The organism is Ralstonia sp. SET104 (genome assembly GCF_003851545.1).
Taxonomy (GTDB): domain Bacteria; phylum Pseudomonadota; class Gammaproteobacteria; order Burkholderiales; family Burkholderiaceae; genus Ralstonia.
Map to the genome: position 1 here is coordinate 198,347 of NZ_BHVX01000006.1, position 22,183 is coordinate 220,529.

A 22,183-nucleotide genomic window follows, 5' to 3' on the forward strand; every position below is an offset into this window, starting at 1 on the left:
GGCCGGTGCAGTAGCGAGCATCGCCTTTGCGCTACCATGCGCCCACAACGATCCCGTTACCTCGATCCGACCATGGACGCTCCAGCGAACCGGACAACGTACACGCAATCGCCGGCACGAGGTTCTGAAGCGCTGGTGGGGGCGTCTAGCGAAACGTACCGGCGGCAACGCAGGACGCTGTTTGGCGTGGGCATCAGCGCGTCGGGGGCGCTTGGCGCATGTGCCGTCATCTCGGTGATGGCGCATGCGCGGACGATCGCGCTTGCCGGATGTCTGGGCGCGATTGTCGTCGTCTGGATTGCGTTGCTGGCCGTGCATCGGCGTGTCCTGCAACCTGCTCCTGAGCCTGCGCTGGAAGATGGGGAATCCAGCACTGCAAGCAACGCAGCAAACCGCGCAGAAACGATGTTGCTTGCGACGATGGGCCGCGAGATCCGCGCGCCACTCTGGGCAATGCTCGGCAACCTTGAGTTGCTCGACCGCACGCCATTGGATGATGCGCAGCGCCATCATTTGCAGATGGCCAGGGCCTCCGGCGAGGCATTGCGCGGCCTCATCAACGACATCCAGGACGTATCGCAGATGGAAGCTGGCCGGCTGTCGATCGCGCACATGTCTTTCGACTTGGCATCGCTGGCGCGCAGCGTTGGCGCCCGGTGCGCCCCGGCCGCACAGGCAAAGCAGCTCGATTTCAATTGCATGGTCGCTCCCGATCTGGCGCCGCGCTATGTCGGCGATCCGGCTCGGTTGCAGCAAGTCATGACCCATCTGGTCAGGAATGCGATTGAGTCCACCGAGCGCGGCGAGGTTGTTCTCGAGGTGTACCTGGAGGACGCGCGGCGGCGCGATCGGATTTCCATCGGTGTGATTGACTCCGGTGCGGGCTTGACCGAGGAACAGCAGCGGAACACCCTCACGCCATTTGCGCAGGAAGGCGCATCGAATGCCTTGATTTCTGGCAGCGCGCGCCTGAGGCTTGCCCTCTGCAAGGGCCTTGTTCGCCTGATGGGCGGCAACATAGCGTGCACGTCGACGCCCGGGGTGGGCAGCACGTTCGTTATGCAACTGGAGCTTGAGGTCGATGCCGATGCCAATGTGCAAGGCATTGAGGATGCCTTGGGTGCCGCAGTTCATGATGGCGAAGGCGCCACCGCCATTGATGTGCTCGTGGTCGATGATCACTCCGCCAACCGTGATCTCCTGCGTGATCAGCTCACCGCGTTGGGTTATGCGGCCGATGTCGCGCAAGGTGGCATGTCGGCTCTTCGCATGCTGAGCAGAAAGCGTTACCACATGCTGCTGACCGCGCTGAACATGCCAGGCATGGATGGCTACGCGCTCGCACGGTTCGTTCGTGACCGCTACGCTGGCATGCCCATCATTGGCCTGACTGCGCACGTCACCGAACACGAACGGGCCATGTGCCGGGACGTGGGCATCGACGATGTGCTGCTCAATCCGGCATCGCTCGAAGCCATCGGCAGCGCTGTTCGGCGCTTCGCTGATCGCGCTGAAAAGATGAAGCTCGGGGCATCTGCCGTGGACCCAACCATGGGGCCGTTGCCGGCATCGCTTCGGCAAACGCTGATGACAACGCTCGAAGCATCGGTGCGCAAGATCGAAGCCGCGATCAGGCAGCAGAACAACGCGCTGGTTAGCGGAGAGCTTCACTCAATCAAAGGGGCGTTTGCGATGGTGCATGAAGCTGCCGTCGTTGAGCTTTGCAAGCGCCTCGAAACGCTGGCGAAGGCGGGCGACCTGGAAGCCGCAGCAGCAGATGTCGGCAAGATCGTGCCGATGGCGCGCGACGCACTCGCGCGCCGTGCTCAATCACCTGCGGATACGGGCGAGTAAGCCCACTCAGTCCGTGCTCAGCGGGCCACGACGCGGGTCTTGCCCGATTCGATCGCATCGGCCACAAAGAACGGTACGTTCAGCCTCCATTGCCCCTGCTTGACTGGCGCCTCGTATTGGATTGCCGGGCTTTCCGCCTCCACCAGTTCAATCACCTGGTGCGCACCGTCCGGCCGTGTCGATTGTCCGGCAATGGCCGAATAGCCTGCATTGCTGCCGACGTGAAAATGATCGGTCTTCCAGCGCACCGGCGGGTGAACGGGAAAAGGGCGGGCACCGTGGAATCCGAATAGCGCGTCATGGTTGAGGATGCTTTGCCGCACCGTTGGCCAAAGCACGACGCGCAGGAATTGCTGATCCGTGAAGCGTGCCGTTCCTTGATAGTTGGCGACAAATGTCTTGATGCGCGGCGTAATCGGGGGCGTCACGCCAGCGCAGCCGCCCCACAAGCCAGCCAGTAACAACTCGGTGTGGGTGAAGTAATCGCGCATGTGATGGAAGACGCAATCGCTGGCGAGCCATTCGTCCACCGCCGTGACTTCACGCTCCGACAGCAGCGAATCCGCGTCACGGACCAGGAAGCGGTCGACACCTGGGTCATCCATCACAAAAAACCGCCACAGTGTGGCGGGAATGGCGCGCCGTTCGTCCTGGTCCATCGTCAAGATTTCTGCACCGGCATCGCGCAGCCTGCGCTGCACGTGTTCCGGCACGCTGCTGTCCAGATAGAAGCGGCATGTCCATGCGGGATACAGATCGTGCGCGACCCGCGCATTCATGACGGCGGTCTCGCAATAGCGCGGTTGCGCGCCAAACAGGCTGAACGCAATGATGTTGCGGCCGCGCGCGTTCGGGTCGAAGCGCGGCGGCGTGGCCGGTAAAGGCCAGTGCTCACCCGTGCGGCACAGAGCGTCTGCCTGCGCCAGCGAGCGATGACCGTATTGGCGTAGCTCATCCTCCTTGCCGAGCCAGCCGCAGACTTCCGCAAGGCCGTCCAACCAGGTGCGGGAGGCGCGTGCGCGCTGAGCTGCTGGCGCTGCTTCAATCTGCCGATAGATGCGATAGGCGTCTTCGTACTTGCCCGTTCGCATCAGACACAGCGCGTAGTCGCCCAGGATGGTCATGTTGCCGGGCGTGTATTCAAGCGCGCGTTGAGCGAGGGCGAGGGCCGTAGCGTGGTCGGCCGCCGCCATTGCGGCAACAAACTGTGTGGCCAGCGCCTGGAGCTGCGCCTGTGCCACATTGCGGCTCGCGTTGGCGGCAGGGCGTCTGGGTGCAGGAGGAAGTCGTCGGAGTTTGGACATGGCGTGACAGAGATCCGAGGGCTGCGGACAATGTCGGCCGCGAGCAGGCGCGCGCTGCCAACGGAGCAGCGAACACCTCTGATGAAATAACGATCGAACGCCCGAACATCGGGCAATAGGCGGTCAGGCCGGCTTTACACTGCGCGGCATTTTCCTGGCGGCTGGCGCCGGGTCCGGAGCGTTCAGACTTGCCGGGGCTGACTCGGGCGTGCCTCGTGACGCGGCAAGAGAAACCCCCATCGAATACTTAACGAGATCCGTGTCGTTATCGATGCCGAGCTTCTTCATGGCGTTCGACTTCTGCGAGCTGATCGTCTGTTTGCTACGCCGCAGTTGTGCCGCAATTTCATTCACGCTCAGCCCCGACACAAACAACCGGACGACTTCCTCTTCACGCGTCGTCAGCGCGTTGCTGGTCGTGCTGGCAGATTCCACGTGAACCTGCCACGCGATCTCGGAAATCGACGGCGAAAAATAGCGGCCCGAAGCGTAGGCGCCGTGGATGGCCGTCAAGACGTGGTCCGTGCTATCCGACTTGCTCAGGATGCATTGAATGCCGAGCTTCAGAAGCGCGCGGATCACGCCGGGGTTGTCCATCATCGTCAGCACGACGATGCGGGTGTCGGGGTAGCGTCTGCGCAGGAATGAGAACAGCGTGATGCCATCACCGAATTCCCCACCGGGCATTGCGTAATCCGACACGAGCACATCGCACGGGTGTTCATCGAGCGCGGCGATGAGCTTGGTTGAGTTCAGGGCGGTTGCGACCACCTTGACGCTTTTGTGATTGGCCAGGAACGCCTGAATGCCGTTGATAACGGTCGGGTGGTCGTCCGCAATGATGACCTGAATCGAGAATTGATCCATTTGAGTATGTGTCCAATGTTCAGGCATTCCAACCACAACCCCCGGGGCAATGCCTCCCTTCGGTTCCGGCCCCTTGATTGAAAGGGCGGCGTCAGAAGCGGTTGTAGACGTCTTCGTTCCCGTCTGCCAATAGAAGGCACTTTAGTTCCATCACGCGTCGTACGCCATGGATCTCAAATGGAATGGGATCGTACTGGTACGAAATTTCTCCATGATAGCGACCCGCTTTGTGGCGGGTAGGGCCTTTATTCGCCCCTGGACGGCAGCGCTACGTTGCATCGATTGATTTTCATCGATCTGTCCGCGCACTTCGCATCGTTTTTAGTACTTGTCTGGTGCTGAATGCCTAGGGGTCGCATATCCCGTATCTGGCGATTTTCAGAAAATCACAACCGTTTCGTAGCTCATCAGATGGCCTGAGTTGCTGGCTTGATTCCAAACGGTTCGTACTCAATCAGGCAGCAGCGTTTCGTGGCCATCTGCCTACATCAATCTTTTGCCTGTCGCGCACCACCGCACCTCAACGCCATACGCGATCGGCCCATTGGTTCAGATCATGACTCTCGACACGACTCAAACTGTGGATGCCCAAGAGGCGACGTGGCAAGAGCCGCCCAAATCCACGACCAACCACGACGGCCTGCTCGACGCCGTCATGTGGATGTGTGAGCGCTATGGTGTCGGCAAAACGCCCGAGGCGCTGCTGGCCGGTCTGCCCAAGGGCGGCGTACTGTCGCCTTCGCTGGCGCTCGGCGCGCTGGGCAATGCCGGGCTCACGGCCGGCCTTGTTGATCGTCACCTGCAACAACTGCCCGAGCACGTCATGCCGATGATCCTCGTGCACAAGCAGATGGGCGGCTGCATCCTGCTCGCGCGCCGGCGCAATCCTGACAAGGAGGCGAAGGGCGGGCTCCTCTATCAAGTGGTGATGCCCGACATCGGCCCCGAGCCGGTCGAATACACGCAAGAAGAGATGGACGCGGTTTACTCGGGCTACGCCATCCTCGTCAAGCCAACAGCCAAGGTCGATACGCGTGCGGGCGAACAGGAACCCGAGCCCGCCGGCCACTGGCTGCTGCGCACGCTTTGGCGCTATCGCCGTTATTACGCGAGCGCGGCACTCGGCGCATTGCTGATCAACGTGCTGGGCCTGGCCAGCATCTTCTTCACCATGAACGTCTACGACCGCGTCGTGCCCAATCAGGCGTTCGTGACGCTGTGGTCGCTGGCCATCGGCGTGGCAATTGCGATGACGTTCGAGGCGATCTCGCGTCAGGTTCGCGCGCATCTGCTTGATGTGGCCGGAAAAAAGGCCGATCTCGTCATGGGCACGCTGTTGTTCCGGCAGGCGCTGTCGATCCGGATGGAGAACAAGCCCGCCTCGGCCGGCTCGTTTGCGAATCAGCTTCGCGAGTATGAATCCGTGCGCGATTTCGCAACGTCCGCCACGCTGGCGGCCGTCTCCGATCTGCCGTTTGTGCTGCTGTTCGTGGGCGTGGTGTTCATGATTGGCGGCAGCCTGGGCTGGGTGCCCGCCATGATGGTGCCGCTCATCGTTGGTATCAGCGTGGTGGTGCAGTGGCCGCTCGCCAAGATCATGAAAGAGAACCTGCGCGAAGCGTCGCTCAAGCAGGGCGTGCTGATCGAATCGGTCGAAGGGCTGGAAACACTGAAGGCCGTGGGCGGCGAAGGGCACATGCAACGCCGCTGGGAGCGCTACAGCGCCTTGTCGGCGGCGTCCTCCATGAAGTCCCGCAAGATCTCGAGCAAGGCGACGAGCGTCGTCACGTTCCTGCAGCAACTGCAGACCGTCGTGCTGGTTGTATTGGGCGTGTACCTGATCGATGCGGGCCAACTGACGCAAGGCGCGCTGATCGGTACGGTCATGCTCGCAGGCCGGATCACAGCGCCGCTGAGCCAGGTGATGGGCCTCGCGCTGCGTTTCCAGCAAGCCAAGGCGGCGCTGGCTTCGCTCAACAACCTGATGACCATGCCGGTCGACCGCGATCCGGCACGTGAATACCTGCCCAAGCCGCCGCTGTCGGGCCAGATTTCGCTCAAGGATGTCCAGTTCGCCTATCCGGCCCCGCCGATGCAGCCGAACCCGGCCATCCTCAAGGGCGTCAGCCTGGCCGTCCAGCCGGGCGAACGCGTGGCGATTCTCGGCCGCATCGGCAGCGGCAAGTCAACGCTGCTGCGTGTGATGGCGCGCCTGTACGCGCCCACCGCAGGCCAGATGTTTACCGACGGGCTCGACGTTGAGCAGATCGACCCGGCGGACTGGCGCAAGACGGTTGGCTACGTTGGCCAGGACGCGCGCCTCTTCCACGGCACGCTGCGCGAAAACGTGATGATCGGCCGCCCCGAAGCGTCTGCCGAGGCGTTTCTGCGCGTGCTGAAACTGACCGGTCTTGATCAGGTAGCGGCCAAGCACCCGAAGGGCATCAACTTGCCGATCGGTGAAGGCGGGCAGGGCGTCTCCGGCGGTCAGCGTCAGCTTGTGTCGCTTGCGCGCAGCCTGCTGGCTCGCCCGCAACTGCTGCTGCTCGATGAGCCGACCAGCGCAATGGACAACCAGACCGAAACCGCGTTTCTCGGCCACCTCGCCCGCGCGACACAAGGCCAGACGCTTGTGATTGTCACGCACCGCCCGTCGATCCTCGCGCTGGTCGATCGAATTATCGTGGTTGAAGACGGCAAGGTCGTTGCCGACGGCCCAAAGGAGAGGGTTCTGGCCGCGCTGTCCGGCGAAGCCCAAACCGCGCCCGGCACTGCCCGGCGACCCGCAGCGAACAGCGCAACGTCGGCTGCATCAACGGACGCGCAACCGGCTACGCCGAAGCCCGTGGCAATCACCGCGAAACGTTCGGCGCGACCTGCCCCCGATGGCGCGGCCCATTCGACGGCCCAGTCGACGGCACCGTCGCCGTCCCTCGGCCAACCCGCTGCCACGCAGCAGCCCAACCGGGAGTCGATTCGATGAGCTTCAATATCTTCAGGAAATGGCTGCCGCGAAAAGCCAAATTGTCGGCGGGTGACGCCGCGTTCATGAACGACGTGCAGGAGTCGCTGCTCACGCAGTCGACGCCCGGCTCGATGCTGGTGATGTACGTGATTGGCGCGCTCCTCGTGGTTGGCCTCGGCTGGGCAAATTTCGCCCGTGTTGAAGAGGTGACCAACGGCGAAGGCACGATCATCTCGAAGAGCCGCGAGCAGGTCATCCAAAGCCTGGAGGGCGGGATTCTCGAGCAGCTTGACGTGCGCGAGGGCGACATCGTCAAGAAAGGGCAGGTGCTCGCCAAGATCGACCCGACCCGCGCCGAGACGAGCTACCGCGAGGCATGGTCCAAGCAGATCGGCCTGAAAGCGACCATCGCGCGCCTGCGTGCCGAAGCGTACAGTCAGCCGCTCGTTTTTCCTGACGACGTCAAGGGCGTGCCCGAGGTGGTCAAGCAGGAAACGCTGGCCTACAACGCGCGCCGCCGGGCGCTGGAAGACAGCGTTGCCGCGCTGGAGAAGAGCCACGCGCTGTCGATGCGCGAGATTGGCATGGCAGAGCCGCTGTCGGCCAAGGGGTTGATCTCCGAGGTCGAGTTGCTGCGCATGCGCCGTCAAGCCAACGAACTGCGTTCGCAGATCGTCGATCGCCGCAACCGCTATCAGGCCGATGCCAACTCCGAGCTGATCAAGCTGGAACTGGAACTGGCGCAGACCAGCGAAACGGTCGTCGGACGCGCAGATGTGCTGCAACGTACGACCGTCGTCGCGCCTGTGTATGGCACCGTGAAGAATATCCGCGTGAACACAATCGGCGGTGTGATCCAGCCGGGCGAGCACATCATGGAAATCGTGCCGCTGGAAGACCAACTGCTGGTCGAGGCCCGCATCAAGCCGTCGGACGTGGCATTCCTGCACCCCGGCCAGCCAGCCACCGTCAAGGTCACCGCGTACGACTTCGGCATTTATGGCGGTCTCAAAGGCAAGGTCGAGCACATCAGCCCGGATACGCTGAAGGACGACCAAAAGGCCGCTGCCGGGCGCCCTGACGCGACGTACTACCGCGTCCTGGTGTTGACCGAATCGAGCGCTTTGCAGGCCGGCGGCAAAACGCTGCCGATCTTGCCGGGCATGGTGGCAACCGTCGATATCCGCACGGGCGAGAAGACGATTCTCGACTACCTGCTCAAGCCGATCTTCAAGGCGCGTGAAGCGTTCCGGGAGCGTTGATCATGACCGACCGGAACCGAATCCCACCATCTGCGATACCGGTGCCCAAGTCGGCATTTCGGCCGATCGCCTGGGTTGTCTCATCGCTGTTTGCGCTCGCGCCGCTGGCGTTTGCAGAAGAGGCGCGCGCGCAGGGCGCGGTCGGCCTGCGTTCGCATGTGCCGTTTACCGAATGGGCTGGTCAGACGTCGGCTGCTGCGGCGCAAGTCAAGGCGGACGAGCAGAAGCGCGCGATCGAGACTGACACAACTGAAGGCCAGGCGCGCCTGGCGGCGCAGGCCACGCGTGCTGAAGCGGCGCGGCAGCTCCAGCGCGCCGAAGAACAGGCCAGGCTGGTGCGTGAAGCGCAGGCGCGGGAGGTCTCGCGTATGGCTGAGGAAGCTGCACGGCTGGAGGCCGCGCGCGCAGAAGCGCAGGCAAAACAACGGGCAGACGAAGAGCGTGCCGCAGCCGAGAAGCGCCGTCAGCAAGAGCAGGCACGTGTCGCTGAAGCAGCACGCGCTGAGGCCATCGCGAAACAGCAGGCGGAAGCGGAACGCGTAGCCGCTGCTGAAGCGCGCGCGCAGGAGGCCGACGCGCAACGCCGCGAGACGGAGGCTCGCGCGGCGGCAGCGCGCGAATTCCAGGCGCGCGCCGAAGCTGAGCGCACCGCCGAAGCCAGGGCCGAAGCGGCACGCCAGAACCAACGCGAGCATCTGCCAGCACGGCGTTCGGACGATGGTTTGGTCGAATTCAAGGCCGTCGTTCCCCCGGGCACGGTGCCCGCCGCACCGGAAGATGCGCCTGCCGTCGCGCCGTCGGCCAAACCGCAACCTTCACCGGCGTCTGTGGCGCGTCTGCCCGAGATGCCTGCACCATCCGCCGCAAGCGAAGGCCCCAAAGCGCGCCACGGCAAAGCGAGCGCGGTGCCCGCCAAGGGCACGCCTGGGCAGTTCGCACGGTGGCTGGAGGCGCAATCTGATGACTACGGCTCGGGCCCGACGCCATCGCCTGAAAAGCTGCGCGAGATCTTCTGGCGGGCGGTTCAAATGGCCGCCGAACGCAGCCCCGAAGTGCGACAGGCTTACGCCAGCTACCAGGCCGCCAATGCGGATGTGGCAGAAGCCAAGGGCCAGCGCTGGCCCCAGGTGGATATCGGCTCTCAATCGCCAGGACTCAACTTCGGCCCCGGCGGCAATGGTGACGGTAGCGGCTCGGGCAACCCCCTGTCGGTCAACGTCACGACCAATCTCTTCGATTGGGGGCGCACGAAGAACACGATCGGTAGCCGCGAGCACCTTTCCACTGCAGCCAATCGGGCCTATGACGCTGCCATGGAAAAGGTCGGCTTCGATGTTTCCTCAACGCTGATCGAGTTGGGCAAGCAACGCAACATCGTCGATCTGAGCCAGCAGTTTGTCGACCGCATGGCAACGCTGGTCAAGATGCTGAGCGAGATCGTGGAGGTTGACCGCGGCCGTGGCAGTGAGCTGACGCAGGCAAAAACGCGGCTACTGCAGGCAGAAGCCTCGCGGGACACGGCCGAAGCCCGCGCGCGCGACGCAGAACTCACGCTGCGCAAACTGGTGGGCGACGAGGCGGTGATGATTCCGCGCACGCGGGCGTGGTCTGTCGAGCCTGGCAACTTGGAAAAACTGTTGTCGCTGGTGGGCGCGCATCCGAGTCTGCAGCAAGCGAAGGCCGAGGCGGACGCTGCGGACATGAGCGCCAAGGCGGTCAAGGCATCGGCTCTGCCGCAGGTCAACTGGGTGGTGAGCGCGGGCATGAGCAAAGACGCGCTAGGCCGCCGGCAACCATGGCAAACCATGCTGAACCTGAATTGGGGGGCATTCCGCGGCGGTTCCGCCAAGGCTGCGACCGAAGCCGCAGGCGCGCGCGCCGAAGCGAGCTGGCAGCGCTTGGAACAGCAACGCCGCGATCTCGAATATGCGGTGCGCACGGCCGACCAGGATGCGAACACCATGCTGCAACGTGCCGATCTGTACCAAGGCTTGTCGGCTGAGACCGACCAGGTGCGCAAAGCGTTTTTCGAGCAGTGGCACCACCTTGGCCGGCGCACGCTGCTTGATGTGCTGACCGCGGAAAACGAGCACTACGGCAACCGCGTCGCAGAAGTCACCAACCGCTTCGACGCCTACCTCGCTGTGTTCCGCGAGCACTACTCGGCGGGCGCTTTGGCCCAATGGCTGAGAAACGAACACGGTCAGTGATCGTTCAACCTGCAGGGTTCAAACGAAGCCGTGGCGCATGCGTTGTGCCACGGCTTTTTTCTTGTCGGGGCGGGAAAAAACGCCGTTTCGGGAAGGGAGTGCGAATAGGAACTGCCTGAAAAAGTACATGCGCATTAGATGGCGTGACGCCCATAAGAGCAAATCGTACTGGTCCTACGCATATCTAAATCCGTCTGGTTTTGATTGCCAGAGCAGACCGCGAGAATTGCCCTCAATCAGAGGTCCATAGCGGGCCAACGATGTTTGAAACCTCTCTTCCATTTCCGCTGGCCCCACGGCCGGCATATTGTCAAAGGACAGCGTTGAACATGAGCACTGTGAAGCTGGCCGTCGTGGACGGCAAGACCATTACTCAGGCGGCCGACCTGCAGGGCGGCAAGGCTGCCGGGGCGGTGAAAGTCCGCTCCATCAAGGGCGGTAAATTCATTCTTTCTGACGTCAAGACCGGGCACGCGCCTGAAAACATCACGATCAAGCGTGTCGGCAAGAACCTGCTGGTGAGTCTGGAGGGTGACGATCTCGAGCACCCCTCGCTCATCATTGAAGAGTTCTACGGTAACGAAGCCCAGCTCGTTGGCATGGGCGAAGACGGCGCATACCACGAATATGTAGCGACCGATGCGCAGGACGACCACGAGGCTTCTGAGCTTTCTGATGGCTCGGATTCTCCGCTCGTCCTGGGCGCCCAGCAGATGACCGGCTTCAGTGGTAGCGACCTGATCGCCGGATCCGGCGCAGGCGCTGCAGGGGCAGCAGGCGCGGCCGGCGCGGCCGGTCTGGGTGCCGCCGGCTGGGCGGCTCTGGGTGCGTTTGGTCTGGCGGCCGCTGGCATGATCGGCGCCGGCATCGCTGACAGCCGCCGCGGCAATGGTGGCGGCAATGGTGGTGGCAACGGCGGCGGTAACGGCGGCGGCCTCGATCCCGCCGATGGCGACCACCTCGTGCCGACCATCGGACAAGTCATCGATAACTTCGGCCCCAAGACCGGTCCGATCCCGCAAGGCGGCTTCACCGACGACCTCACGCCGACGTTCATCGGCACCGGCACCGCACCGGGCAACAAGATCGAAATCTACGACAACGGGCAGAAGATTGGCGAGGCGATCGTCAAGGCCGACGGTACGTGGGAATTTCCGGTGACGGTGGAGCTGGGCAATGGCGCGCACAACGTCTACGTAGTCGAGCATGACAGCGCGACGGGCGCCGTGGGCAAGCCCTCAGCCGAATTCAACTTTACGGTTGATACGGTGGCGCCCGCGCTGCCTGCGTTCGAGGTTGTTGACCAGAACGGCGATCCGGTTGGCAGCCCGACCAATGAAACGAACCCGATCTTCCTTGGCGACCATGTCGAGCCGGGCCACACCGTGATCGTGCGAGACAAAGATACCGGCGAGATCATCGGCACGGTTGTGGTTGGTGAGGACGGTTCTTGGGCAATCTCGCCCGAGACAGCACTGACCGAAGGCGACCGCCATTTTGAAGTGATCGTTGAAGATCAGGCCGGCAATCGCTCGGCGGCCGACTACGACCTGACCGTCGACACCACGCCCCCGACCAATCCGGTGTTTGAAGTGGTGGACGAACATGGCAACCCGATCGACTCGGGCGACCCGACCGGCGAGAAGAATCCGGTGTTCCGTGGCTCGGACGGCGAAGAGGGCGCCACGGTCATCATCCGTGACCCGGATACCGGCACCGTCATTGGCACCGACATTGTCGATGAGCACGGCAACTGGGAAATCCCGGTTGACACCGGTGGCGACGGTGATCACCACTATGAAGTCGTGATCGAAGACCCGGCCGGCAACAAAAGCGACCCGATTGATTTCGAAATCATTGTCGACACCACGCTTCCGGCATCCCCGGTGTTCGATGTGGTGGACCACGGCGGCAATCTGATCGGTGCGGGCGGCTCAACCAACGACAGCACCCCGGTGTTCCGTGGACGCGACGCCGACGAAGGCAATACTGTCATCATCCGTAACCCGGATACCGGCGCCATCATTGGCACGGCTATTGTTGATGAGCACGGCAACTGGGAAATCCCGGTTGACAACGGCGGCATTGAAGGCGATTACCACTACGAAGTCGTGGTTGAAAACCCGCACGGCAATCACAGCACGCCGGTTCGGCACGACCTGATCATCGACACCACGCCTCCGGCGGACCCGGTGTTCGAGGTGGTGGACCAGGACGGCAACCCGATCGGCTCCGGCGACTCGACCAACGAGACGGACCCGGTGTTCCGTGGCTCGGGTGGTGACGAGGGCGACAAGGTCATCATCCGTGATCCGGATACGGGCACCGTCATTGGCACGGGCATCGTTGATGAGCACGGCAACTGGGAAATCCCGGTTGACACCGGCGGCGTCGAAGGCGATCACCACTACGAAGTCGTGATCGAAGACCCGGCTGGCAACGTGAGTGATCCCGTCGAGTACGACTTGATTGTCGACACCACCGCCCCGGCTGACCCGGTGTTTGAAGTGGTGGATCAGGCCGGCAACCCGATTGGTGATGGTGGAAACACGCGTGAGACGGAACCGGTGTTCCGCGGTACCGGCGGCGATGCGGGCGACAAGGTGATCGTGCGCGACGAAGACGGCAACGTCATCGGCACGGGCACGGTCAAGGACGACGGCACGTGGGAAATCCCCACCGAAACGCCGCTCGACGAAGGCAGCCACCACTTCGACGTGGTGATCCAGGACCCCGCGGGCAACGAGTCGGGTTCGGTGGGCTACGACATGAATGTGGACCTGACGACCCCGCTGGCGACGGCCGTGATCGACGACATGGGCAAAGACGTTGGCTTTAACGACTCCGACTGGCTGACCAACGATGGCTCAGCCGGCCGCCTCATTCGCGGCCATGTGGAAAACGTGCTGGCGGCTGGTGAGAAGGTGCAGATCTCGACCGATGGCGGTGCGAACTGGTTCGATGCAGTGGTGCGCACCGACGGCACGTGGTTCGCAGTGGACCCCAACGTCCATAGCGGCGATTGGGAAATCCAGGCACGTGTCGTTGGCAGTGGCGGTACGCCGAGTACGGTTGCGCAGCAGACTGTGGCGCTGGATATGGATGTGCCACAGGCACCGGCAAGCGTTGACGTGCACGCCGATTCGATTACGGTTGATCTGACGGGAACAAAAGCGCAAGCCGGAGACATGCTTCATATTGCGCACGGTGCCCCAAACCTCACGTACGCCGCCACGCATGGCAGTTTCAACTACACGTTGACCGATGCTGATATTCGGCGCGGTTGGGTTGAGGTGCCGGTATCGGCGTCGGACAGGGTCTCCATGCCTGTGTCAGCCGCGATCATCGATCAGGCGGGTAATGTGTCGGATTACCGCACCATTGGTGGTCCTGTTCGACTGGACTTTGATGGTCCCAACCAGGCATTTAATGTTCATGGTCCAGGAGATCTCGGCGTACTTACCCTCTATGCACCTGCCAACGACTTCGTTTCTGTTGGAAATGGTCGCCTCCAAATGCGGTCCTTCCTGGGAGGCGTGGCGAAGGCAGCTCTGAACGACGGGAAGACCGCGACGCATCTGGAGGCTGTTATCGCCTTTGATGGCTTGGACAGCTATCCCGGCGACCCAGGCTACGGCTATGGCTATCTCACCTTCTACGACGCCAGCGGCAATGCGATTCACAGCGTTTCCCTTCCCTTCGGCTCGCATCTCTACTCGATTGACATGCCCGATGGCAAGGAATTTGCATCATTCACCTACCATGCGACTCATAATGATGCTGCTAACACCCGAGTAGCGTGGTTCGACTACATCCTTGTCTCGGGGGGGGATTTCGCGCCGCATGCAATGGGGGTCACTGCACCACCGGATGAACAAGCGGTGAGCGCACACACCGAAAGCCTCTACGGCGGCAGCGGCAATAACGTGTTCACGGTTGCCGACGTGGCCGATTTCGCCCATGTCACGCAAATCGCCGGCAACGGCGGCATGGACACGCTCAAGCTGACCGGCGCGGGCCAGGTGCTGGACGTCACGGCGCTCAACAGCGGCTCGACCGACAAGATCACCGGCATTGAGGTGTTCGACATTGGCGGCACGGGCGACAACACGCTCAAGCTGTCGATGGACGACGTTCTGAACCTCGGCGCGAAGGACCAGTTCACGACCGATGGCCATTACCAGGTCATGGTCAAGGGTGACGTGGGTGATCGCGTTGAGCTGTCGAACCTGATTGGCGCCGGCGGCTGGCAGCACAATGGCACCGTGACCATGGGGCGGGATAAGTATCACGTCTACCGAAATGACACCACCCGTGCGGAAGTGCTGGTGCAGGACGGTGTCACAGTTATTCTTCCCCCTGACGGGCGGCTGGCGCCTCCGGGAACTGTCTTTTCGGAAGACTTTAACGGTATCGCTCCGGGAACTTATGCCGAGATCGATAACGGCTGGATGAAAATTACCAGCGCTCCGGGCACTTGGCAGTTGAGCCTTCGTACTGAAGGTAACTGGAGCCTCTCCAATGCGCTGACCCGCAACGGGAGTGACGGTGCCGTGGATGTGACGTTTGCGTTGAAGGCCGGCGTGACAGCAGATGGCTTCACCTACAGGCTGCCCAACTACGAACCATGGGCGTATGGAAGCGACATCCGATTCGAGTTCTACAAGGACGGGGTGCTTGTACATACGGCATCGGCAGTTGCAGATGCGAGCACGCACCTGACGGGGCTGCCATTGTTCGACGCAGTTCGAATGATGGACCACAACAATCCCGATGCCTACGCGCTTGACGATATCTCGTTCGATATCGTCACGCTGGGCGCCCCCGTGACTGCGCTTGGTCTGCCATCGGACGTCGGTGATAGCGTCTTCACGGGCGAAACGTTCGAGATCAGCGCCGTGGCCGAACTCGACGCGACGGACGCCATCGTCGGCAACGACAGCATCGACACGCTCAAACTGACCGGCGCTGACGAGGTGCTGGACCTGTCCAGGCTGGCGGGCAAGCTGTCGTCGGTGGAGGTGATCGACATCACCGGTTCTGGCGACAACACGCTCAAGCTTTCATTGGGCGATGTGCTGGAGCAGGGTGGCAAGGACTTGTTCGTGGCCGATGGCAAGACGCAGATGATGGTCAAGGGCGATGCCGGCGACACGGTTGAGCTCTCCGACCTGCTGGCGGACGGCTCGGACGTGGGCGACTGGGCCCAGCAGAGCGGTACGGTTACCGTGGAAGGCACGCAGTACAACGTGTTCATCCACGAGGGCCTGAACACCGAGTTGCTGGTTCAGATCGGCGTCCAGACCAACCTGGATAACCACTGATGCGCCGGGCGCGGCGGCCCCATACCGGTCGCCGCGCTTACCGCCCCGTCAATCCCAATGCTTTATGTCCGGCTCAGGTTGCCACGCAGGCCACGCTATGGCCGGACACTTTTCACGAGTTCAAAGATGCAAGCGAAAACAATCATGACGCGCATCGCCTTTGCAGGTGCGCTGTTCGCAGCCATGACCGCAATCGGCCATGCTCAGCAATACATCCCGCCGATGGACGCAGCCCAAGCGCAGGAGAAGCAAGTCTTCGGCGCAACCTATGCGCCGGTCGGCCAGGTTGCCCAAGACCAGGTGCAGATCGTCTATTACCGCGCACCGCTGCGGGCAGGCCAGGGCAAGCCGACGGCGGCCAACGTGTATCTGGATGACCATTTCCAGAGCGCGCTGCTGCCGAATGCCTACACCGTGTTCTGCGTCAAGCCCGGCCAGCACACGCTGGGCGCATATGTGAACGACGCGCCGGAATACAAAGGCAAAACCATCAACCGCTTTGCCGCCAATCTGAAAGCCGGTTCAACGTATTTCCTGAAGGTGCAGGAAGACGGCAACGGCGCGCCGCAAGCGCTGCCGCGCAATCAGGCCGAGCAAGAGCTGCGCGGTGCGCGCGCGCAGGTTCATGCGCTGTCGCGTGCCAACAGCACCGTGGCTTGCCAGGTTTCGCAAGCACAGGTGCAACCGGTGAGCGCCGTACCCGCAGCCGCAACGCAGTACAAGGACTACACGCTCAAGAGCGATATGCTGTTCGCGTTCGGCAAGTCCGGCTACCGTGACATCAGCCCCGCAGGCCGTGAAGAGATCGGCAATCTGGTGGCGCAAATGCGCCGCGAAAACACTGCCGCGAAGAAGATCATCGTTGTAGGCCACGCAGACCAGATCGGCAGCGATGAAGCCGCGCTCAAGCTCGGCATGCAACGTGCGCAAACCGTGCGCCGCATGTTGGTCGAGCGCGGCATTCCGGCTTCGCGCATTGACGCGGAAAGTGCTGGCAATACCGAGCCGGTGGTTGACGATTGCACAGGCTCGCGCCAACAGGTGATCCAGTGCTACGCGCCCAACCGCCGCGTGGTGGTGCGTGCGGACATGTCCAGCCCGGCCTGAGCATTGTCGCTCTGCCAAGCAGCCGAGGAAGACCGCCGGTGCGTCCGGCGTCTTCCAGTCGCAATGGCGGGCTGGCGCATACGTGCCCGCCACGCGTTGAACGAGAGTGTGCTACGCAATGCGAGATCCCAACCGAGAACTGCCGCCTGATGTGATGGAGGTACTGTGCGCGTTTGTTTGCCTGAGCGATCAACGGCAGCAGGCGTTCAATGGCGCGATGAATGCGTACCTTCTTGCGTCGCCGGCACAGCGGCGCCATCTGCACAAATCCTGGCAAGACAGCCTGGAGGCCAGCAGCCACACGTGAGGTGCTGAGAACATCGCCGTGCGGATCGGCCAACCCGCCGCAAGCAGCAAAATGGAAAGCCGTGGTGCAGATTGCGCCACGGCTTTTTCATTGGAGGGCTGGGTCAGGCCGCTGCCCTCGTTTGTAGGACAGACTACGCCGATTCCGATAGCGGCCTACCAACCACCGTCGCTATAATCACTGCACTGTCGCCTTTGCGATAGTGCGGGTTTCGCAGCCCATTCCTCCCTTTTCCAGACGGACAGCCGCTTCTGAGCGGCATTTTTATGTCCGGTGCTTGCACACGTCTATGCTTCTCATGGCGGGTCGGGCAGGGAGACCTTCGGGTCTGCCGGTGAGCTGGATAGGGGCCGGTCTGCGAACCCTGCTGTCGGGCCCGCCACCCTCGTTTCGCAGCGAGCGGCGAGCCTCCTCAATCCCTATCCTAGGAGGCAACATGCCTACCGAAAATTGCGGGCATCGCCCCGCGTCTTATCCTTCCCCTCCCGTCATCGCCACTAAGCGATTCACGCGCGGAGGCGGCCAATGAAAAATCGGCATCTCTATTTTTCGGGGGCGCTCGAGGCGCAAGCCTTTCTGCGCTGGATACAAGCCGATGCCTGCGTGCACCAACAATTTGAGCCGACGCGGCTGCGGTCGCAAATCAACTCGGTCACGCTTGCGCAGCCGCCGGCATTTCGCGCGGGCTTCATTGATGCCATCGGCGCGTTCTTGATGCTCACGCTGGAAGGCGTGCCACCCAATCCGCAGCAATGGGATGTGCGCAAGGTGGTGGACCCGCGCTCGTGAATCGTTGATCGTCAACCGTTAAGCGTCAGCCGCCCACGACAGCAACGGGATCACGCGCTTCCTCGTGTATGGGGGCGGGGATTCTCTGAGCGACCGGTGTGCCGATGACCCGACACCGATCACCACCGACGCACTGACTGCAGCCACCGGCGCCAGCGGTTGGCTTCTGCGCTTTTACCAACGAAACCCGCATTGCGCCACGCCATGCGGGTTTTATTTTTGTGTGGCGATGCGCCACCAGAAATTCGTACCAATACTAGAAAATTCCGGCATGGTACGAAATTCATGCCTGAAAGATGCACAGATAATGCATTGCGTTAATAACAGAAAAGCCGCTGATGCGTGATTGGCAACGGCTTTAAACCGTGAGAAGGCTGTCATGTCAAATACGTATTTGGGCTTTCCGCCCGCCACGGTTGCGGTATTCCTGGCGCTGACGGTGGCCGCTATCGCTGTCGATCTATTAAGCCATCGCAATAACACGCCCATTACGTTACGCAACGCGGCGCTGTGGTCGGTCTTTTGGGTACTGGTTTCGTTGGGCTTTGCTGGTTACCTGTATGCAGCGCACGGCGCCGAGGTGGCGAGCCTGTTCGTGACCGGCTACGCGCTGGAGAAAGTGCTCAGCGTCGACAACCTGTTCGTGTTCATGGCCATCTTCGCGTGGTTCAAGGTGCCCGACAGCCTGCGGCACCGGGTGCTGTATTGGGGCATTGGTGGCGCAATCGTGTTCCGTCTGGTGTTTGTTGCCATCGGCACCGGCCTGCTGGCGCTGGGGCCGTGGGTAGAAGTCGCGTTCGCAATCATCGTTGCGTGGACGGCGGTCATGATGCTCAAGGGCGGCGATCAAGGCGAGGCGGGTAACGATTACTCGCGCCACATGGCCTATCGCACTGCGCACAAGCTGTTGCCGGTGTGGCCCAAACTGCATGGCAACCGCTTCTTCGTGCGCCGCGCCACGTTGGAACGCGCTGGCCTGGCATTGGCGGGGAAGGGCGCATGGTTTGCGACGCCGCTGTTCCTGTGCCTTGTTGTGGTTGAGGTGTCAGACGTGCTGTTTGCGTTCGATTCTGTGCCGGTCGTGATCGCGGTCAGCCGGGAGCCGCTGATCGTCTATTCGGCCATGCTGTTCGCCATTCTCGGCCTGCGGACCATGTACTTTGTGCTCGAGGCGCTCAAGCGCTACCTCGTGCATCTGGAGAAGGCGGTGGTCGCGTTGCTGTTCTTCATTGCGATCAAGCTGGCGCTGAACGCGACGGACCACTTCCTGGGGCACGGTTACATCATCGAGCCGGATGTCAGCCTGATGGTGGTGCTGGTTGTGCTGGCGATCGGGATGATGGCCAGCCTGCTGTTTCCGGCGCAACCGGATCAAGCAAAGCGTGTTGACCCCCATACAAACGCCTGACAACTTGAACCCGGCTGCGTGCCGACCTCAAGGCACAGGCAACTCGGCCATGTGTGGCCTCAGGCAAATGCCGATCGCTCCGCCGGAATACGTTGGTAAGTCGCGGCGCCATCGTGCATCACGGTGAACGACAAATCGCTCTGTAGAAACACTGCAGGGGCAACGCCGCCAAACCCGGTATCGATCAAATAGGCAAGCAACACAACCTCGGTGGTTGCTTGGTCAACCTCCGTTTGGGCTTGGCACGCCTGCATGACGTCAATGAAGCGTGCGCAAAACTCGGGCAGCATATCGACAAGCCAGGTAATGCCTCGTCTTTTAAATGGCGCGCCATTCGTAAAGATGGCGTTCATTATTTTTTTATCGTCAACCTCTGTTTTTCCGCAGAATTCAACCGCGCCAGATTCGCTCAATACACGGGCCTTGATCAACATGTTAATTCCGCTCCAAACGTGATGAGATGCATTTGCTCACAGGGTTGAGGGGGCTCGGCTATTTTGTATGCGTTCAGGCGCTGAAAGAATTGGAGGGAGTCTTAATAAGGGTGGCCCCGGCCAGCGCATTGCAACGTATGGTAACGATTGACGGGCCAACCGGTTCCTCATCCGGCCGGATGGTGCAGAAAACTAACTTGTCAAACGAGGGATTAGTACGGGAACGAGGTTTTTGGAGCGGAAATCGGACAGGTGCGCTTGCGTGGGATAACGGTATCGGCGGTGATCCGCTCAACATGCACGAGCCTTAACGCGTTGACGTCGAGGAGGCAGTGGTGGCCGGCAGGGTGGCAGCGTGACCCTGAGTGAGGGTAAACCATGATGACTGGGTGCTCCGGGGGCTGCCGCAGACGCGCGATTGCGTTTTCGTTTGCGTTTGCCCGGTAAAAAGCAACTCAATTCGTATTCATTTGCGGACGGGCACAGCATTTCGGCTTCATTTCATTGACGATATCGGCAGCAACGCGTTTCATGTGAGTAACGCCGCTCTTGCATGGAGACGCATGTGCAACCCGAAGACAACGCAGCCCCCCGGTACCGAAGCGGTACGGCCGCCCGCATGGCCAAAATGCCCGTCTCCACGCTTCGGGTGTGGGAACAGCGCTATGGCGTGATCTCGCCAACCAAGTCGAAGTCTGGCCAGCGCCTGTATTCCGGTGAAGACGTCAAGCGCCTCATGCTCCTCCGATCTCTGGTGAACCAGGGGCACGCCATCGGCGCCATCGCAAACGCCGACAGTGGCGCGCTTGAGCAACTGCTCCAGACGTCCAGTGCCGCGCAAGAGGCTGGTCCGCTTCCAGCGCATGCGGCCATTTCGGTCGCCGTCTGCGGCGCGCTGCTGGCTGAGCGTGTACGACGCAGAAAGAGCACGCTGATGTCGCTTGGCATCGAGCCGGTCACGGAATTGCCGGCAATTGAAGAGCAGGCGTTCCTGGAATTGCCTCCGAGCATCGACGTCTTGATTGTCGAGGCTGCCTCGCTGCAACCTGAAACGGCGCAGAGCATCCTGGCCGCGGCGCGTAGCACGGGCACCAGCGCCATCGGCGTGATTTACAGCTTTGGCACGGTTCGCGCCACCGATATGTTGCGCGCGGCGGGTGTGCGGCTGTATCGGGAGCCCAACGCGCACGGCGAGCTTGATCAGGTCTTGCAAGAGTTGACGCAGCTCGTGCGCGTGGATGCGGTCTACGGAAAACTCGAGCCGCTGCGCCGCAACGCGCGCCGGTTCACCGATCGCCAACTGGAAATCTTTGCCAACGCATCGCAGACGATTGCCTGCGAATGTCCGCGCCATCTGGTTGGCCTCATTCGGCAACTGGATGCGTTTGAGCGGTTCAGCGATAGCTGCGCGGTGCGCTCCACGCTCGATGAGCAACTTCACCGGCACCTTGGTGATGTGGCAAACCGGGCCCGGCTGATGCTTGAAGACGCGATGGAATTTGCAATTCGCGCCGAGACGCTGCATCCGCCCGCAAGTTAGGTCCGTATACGTTCAGGAATTCCCCTGAGCCAGCATGGGCGGTGAGTGCACCGCTGACTTTCGGAGGCAACTTCAATGAAGCTCACTTTGGATCCGCCCGGACTTGCCGGGGCGGCTGGCAGCGTGCCGCTTTCTGTTCGGATTCGGGAACGGTTGATGAGCGCTGGCCACCGCTTTCATGCCAACGACAACATCGCCGCCTACCTGCGTGACGGTGAACTGGATGTTCTGCAGGCCGAAGTGGAAGAGCGCCTGCAAGCCGTACTGCGCGCGCTGGTGATCGATGTGGAGCAAGACCACAACAGCCGTGAAACCGCGCGCCGCGTGGCCAAGATGTTTGTGCGCGAAGTGTTTGCGGGGCGCTATGTTGAAGCCCCCGAGGTAACGGCGTTTCCGAATGTGGAACGGCTCAATGAACTGATGGTGGTGGGGCCGCTGCGGGTGCGCAGCGCCTGCTCGCATCATCTGTGTCCGGTAATGGGGCGCGCGTGGGTGGGTGTCATGCCCAGCCAGGACTCGCAACTGATCGGGTTGTCCAAGTACGCGCGCCTGATCGACTGGGTCATGAGCCGACCGCAGATCCAGGAGGAGGCTATCAAGCAGATTGCCGATTTGCTGGAAGACCGGATGGCGCCAGATGGCCTGGCGGTCGTGCTGGAGGCGGAGCACTACTGCATGCATTGGCGTGGCACGAAGGACGACGGGTCGAGCATGGTGAGCAGCGTGATGCGCGGGGTGTTTCTGACAGATCCGAGCTTGCGGCGCGAGTTTCTTGCGCTGCTGCCCGGCCGCCACGGCGGATGAACGTCAAA

At 61.9% G+C, this 22,183-nt stretch carries 13 protein-coding genes; 10 read left to right on the forward strand and 3 right to left on the reverse strand.

The window, feature by feature from the left end; genetic code table 11:
- The first annotated feature begins 72 nt into the window (after positions 1–72).
- Complete coding sequence (locus PSUB009319_RS10160; RefSeq protein ID WP_185453441.1) at positions 73–1,854, forward strand: response regulator; 1,782 nt, start codon at positions 73–75, stop codon at positions 1,852–1,854.
- A 17-nt stretch (positions 1,855–1,871) separates the two neighbouring features.
- On the opposite strand, the gene PSUB009319_RS10165 is transcribed toward PSUB009319_RS10160, so the two are convergent.
- Together PSUB009319_RS10165 and PSUB009319_RS10170 are read right to left on the reverse strand one after the other, a co-directional pair.
- Positions 1,872–3,158, reverse strand: coding sequence for a tetratricopeptide repeat protein (locus PSUB009319_RS10165; RefSeq protein WP_124382101.1), 1,287 nt, complete (start codon positions 3,156–3,158; stop codon positions 1,872–1,874).
- Positions 3,159–3,281: 123 nt separating this feature from the next.
- On the reverse strand, positions 3,282–4,025 hold the full coding sequence (locus PSUB009319_RS10170) for a response regulator transcription factor (protein WP_124382102.1): 744 nt from the start codon (positions 4,023–4,025) through the stop codon (positions 3,282–3,284).
- Between the two features lie 556 nt (positions 4,026–4,581).
- Between PSUB009319_RS10170 and PSUB009319_RS10175 the strand changes: the two genes are divergently transcribed.
- From PSUB009319_RS10175 to PSUB009319_RS10215, 7 genes are all read left to right on the forward strand, one after another.
- Entirely contained in the window at positions 4,582–7,008 is a 2,427-nt protein-coding gene (locus PSUB009319_RS10175) for a type I secretion system permease/ATPase (RefSeq protein WP_260392934.1), read from the forward strand.
- Positions 7,005–8,252 carry an HlyD family type I secretion periplasmic adaptor subunit gene (locus PSUB009319_RS10180; protein ID WP_124382103.1) on the forward strand — a complete coding sequence of 416 codons (1,248 nt, stop codon included), beginning with the start codon at positions 7,005–7,007 and terminating at the stop codon, positions 8,250–8,252. Before PSUB009319_RS10175 ends, PSUB009319_RS10180 begins: the two co-directional genes overlap by 4 nt.
- A 2-nt stretch (positions 8,253–8,254) precedes the next feature.
- Entirely contained in the window at positions 8,255–10,462 is a 2,208-nt protein-coding gene (locus PSUB009319_RS23235) for a TolC family protein (protein WP_260392935.1), read from the forward strand.
- A 329-nt stretch (positions 10,463–10,791) separates the two neighbouring features.
- Entirely contained in the window at positions 10,792–15,786 is a 4,995-nt protein-coding gene (locus PSUB009319_RS10200) for an Ig-like domain-containing protein (RefSeq protein WP_185453442.1), read from the forward strand.
- Between the two features lie 126 nt (positions 15,787–15,912).
- Complete coding sequence (locus PSUB009319_RS10205) at positions 15,913–16,893, forward strand: OmpA family protein (RefSeq protein ID WP_185453443.1); 981 nt, start codon at positions 15,913–15,915, stop codon at positions 16,891–16,893.
- 832 nt (positions 16,894–17,725) lie between these two features.
- Complete coding sequence (locus tag PSUB009319_RS10210) at positions 17,726–17,989, forward strand: hypothetical protein (protein ID WP_124382108.1); 264 nt, start codon at positions 17,726–17,728, stop codon at positions 17,987–17,989.
- Positions 17,990–18,368: 379 nt separating this feature from the next.
- Positions 18,369–19,397 carry a TerC/Alx family metal homeostasis membrane protein gene (locus tag PSUB009319_RS10215; protein ID WP_124382109.1) on the forward strand — a complete coding sequence of 343 codons (1,029 nt, stop codon included), beginning with the start codon at positions 18,369–18,371 and terminating at the stop codon, positions 19,395–19,397.
- 59 nt (positions 19,398–19,456) lie between these two features.
- Here PSUB009319_RS10215 and PSUB009319_RS10220 read toward each other — a convergent pair whose 3' ends face one another.
- The gene (locus PSUB009319_RS10220; protein ID WP_124382110.1) at positions 19,457–19,831 is read right to left on the reverse strand and encodes a hypothetical protein; all 375 of its coding nucleotides are present in this window, start codon (positions 19,829–19,831) and stop codon (positions 19,457–19,459) included.
- 553 nt (positions 19,832–20,384) lie between these two features.
- Here PSUB009319_RS10220 and PSUB009319_RS10225 point away from each other — a divergent pair.
- Entirely contained in the window at positions 20,385–21,371 is a 987-nt protein-coding gene (locus PSUB009319_RS10225) for a MerR family transcriptional regulator (protein WP_124382111.1), read from the forward strand.
- Positions 21,372–21,446: 75 nt separating this feature from the next.
- Positions 21,447–22,175: a GTP cyclohydrolase I gene (folE, locus tag PSUB009319_RS10230; RefSeq protein WP_124382112.1), complete on the forward strand. Its 729-nt coding sequence runs from the start codon at positions 21,447–21,449 to the stop codon at positions 22,173–22,175.
- The last annotated feature ends 8 nt before the right edge of the window (positions 22,176–22,183 follow it).

Excerpts from the sequence above, each read along its gene's own strand:
- PSUB009319_RS10160 (WP_185453441.1), top strand. The coding sequence starts at position 73 with ATGGACGCTCCAGCGAACCGGACAACGTACACGCAATCGCCGGCACGA.
- PSUB009319_RS10165 (WP_124382101.1), bottom strand. The coding sequence starts at position 3,158 with ATGTCCAAACTCCGACGACTTCCTCCTGCACCCAGACGCCCTGCCGCC.
- PSUB009319_RS10170 (WP_124382102.1), bottom strand. The coding sequence starts at position 4,025 with ATGGATCAATTCTCGATTCAGGTCATCATTGCGGACGACCACCCGACC.
- PSUB009319_RS10175 (WP_260392934.1), top strand. The coding sequence starts at position 4,582 with ATGACTCTCGACACGACTCAAACTGTGGATGCCCAAGAGGCGACGTGG.
- PSUB009319_RS10180 (WP_124382103.1), top strand. The coding sequence starts at position 7,005 with ATGAGCTTCAATATCTTCAGGAAATGGCTGCCGCGAAAAGCCAAATTG.
- PSUB009319_RS23235 (WP_260392935.1), top strand. The coding sequence starts at position 8,255 with ATGACCGACCGGAACCGAATCCCACCATCTGCGATACCGGTGCCCAAG.
- PSUB009319_RS10200 (WP_185453442.1), top strand. The coding sequence starts at position 10,792 with ATGAGCACTGTGAAGCTGGCCGTCGTGGACGGCAAGACCATTACTCAG.
- PSUB009319_RS10205 (WP_185453443.1), top strand. The coding sequence starts at position 15,913 with ATGCAAGCGAAAACAATCATGACGCGCATCGCCTTTGCAGGTGCGCTG.
- PSUB009319_RS10210 (WP_124382108.1), top strand. The coding sequence starts at position 17,726 with ATGAAAAATCGGCATCTCTATTTTTCGGGGGCGCTCGAGGCGCAAGCC.
- PSUB009319_RS10215 (WP_124382109.1), top strand. The coding sequence starts at position 18,369 with ATGTCAAATACGTATTTGGGCTTTCCGCCCGCCACGGTTGCGGTATTC.
- PSUB009319_RS10220 (WP_124382110.1), bottom strand. The coding sequence starts at position 19,831 with ATGTTGATCAAGGCCCGTGTATTGAGCGAATCTGGCGCGGTTGAATTC.
- PSUB009319_RS10225 (WP_124382111.1), top strand. The coding sequence starts at position 20,385 with ATGGAGACGCATGTGCAACCCGAAGACAACGCAGCCCCCCGGTACCGA.
- folE (WP_124382112.1), top strand. The coding sequence starts at position 21,447 with ATGAAGCTCACTTTGGATCCGCCCGGACTTGCCGGGGCGGCTGGCAGC.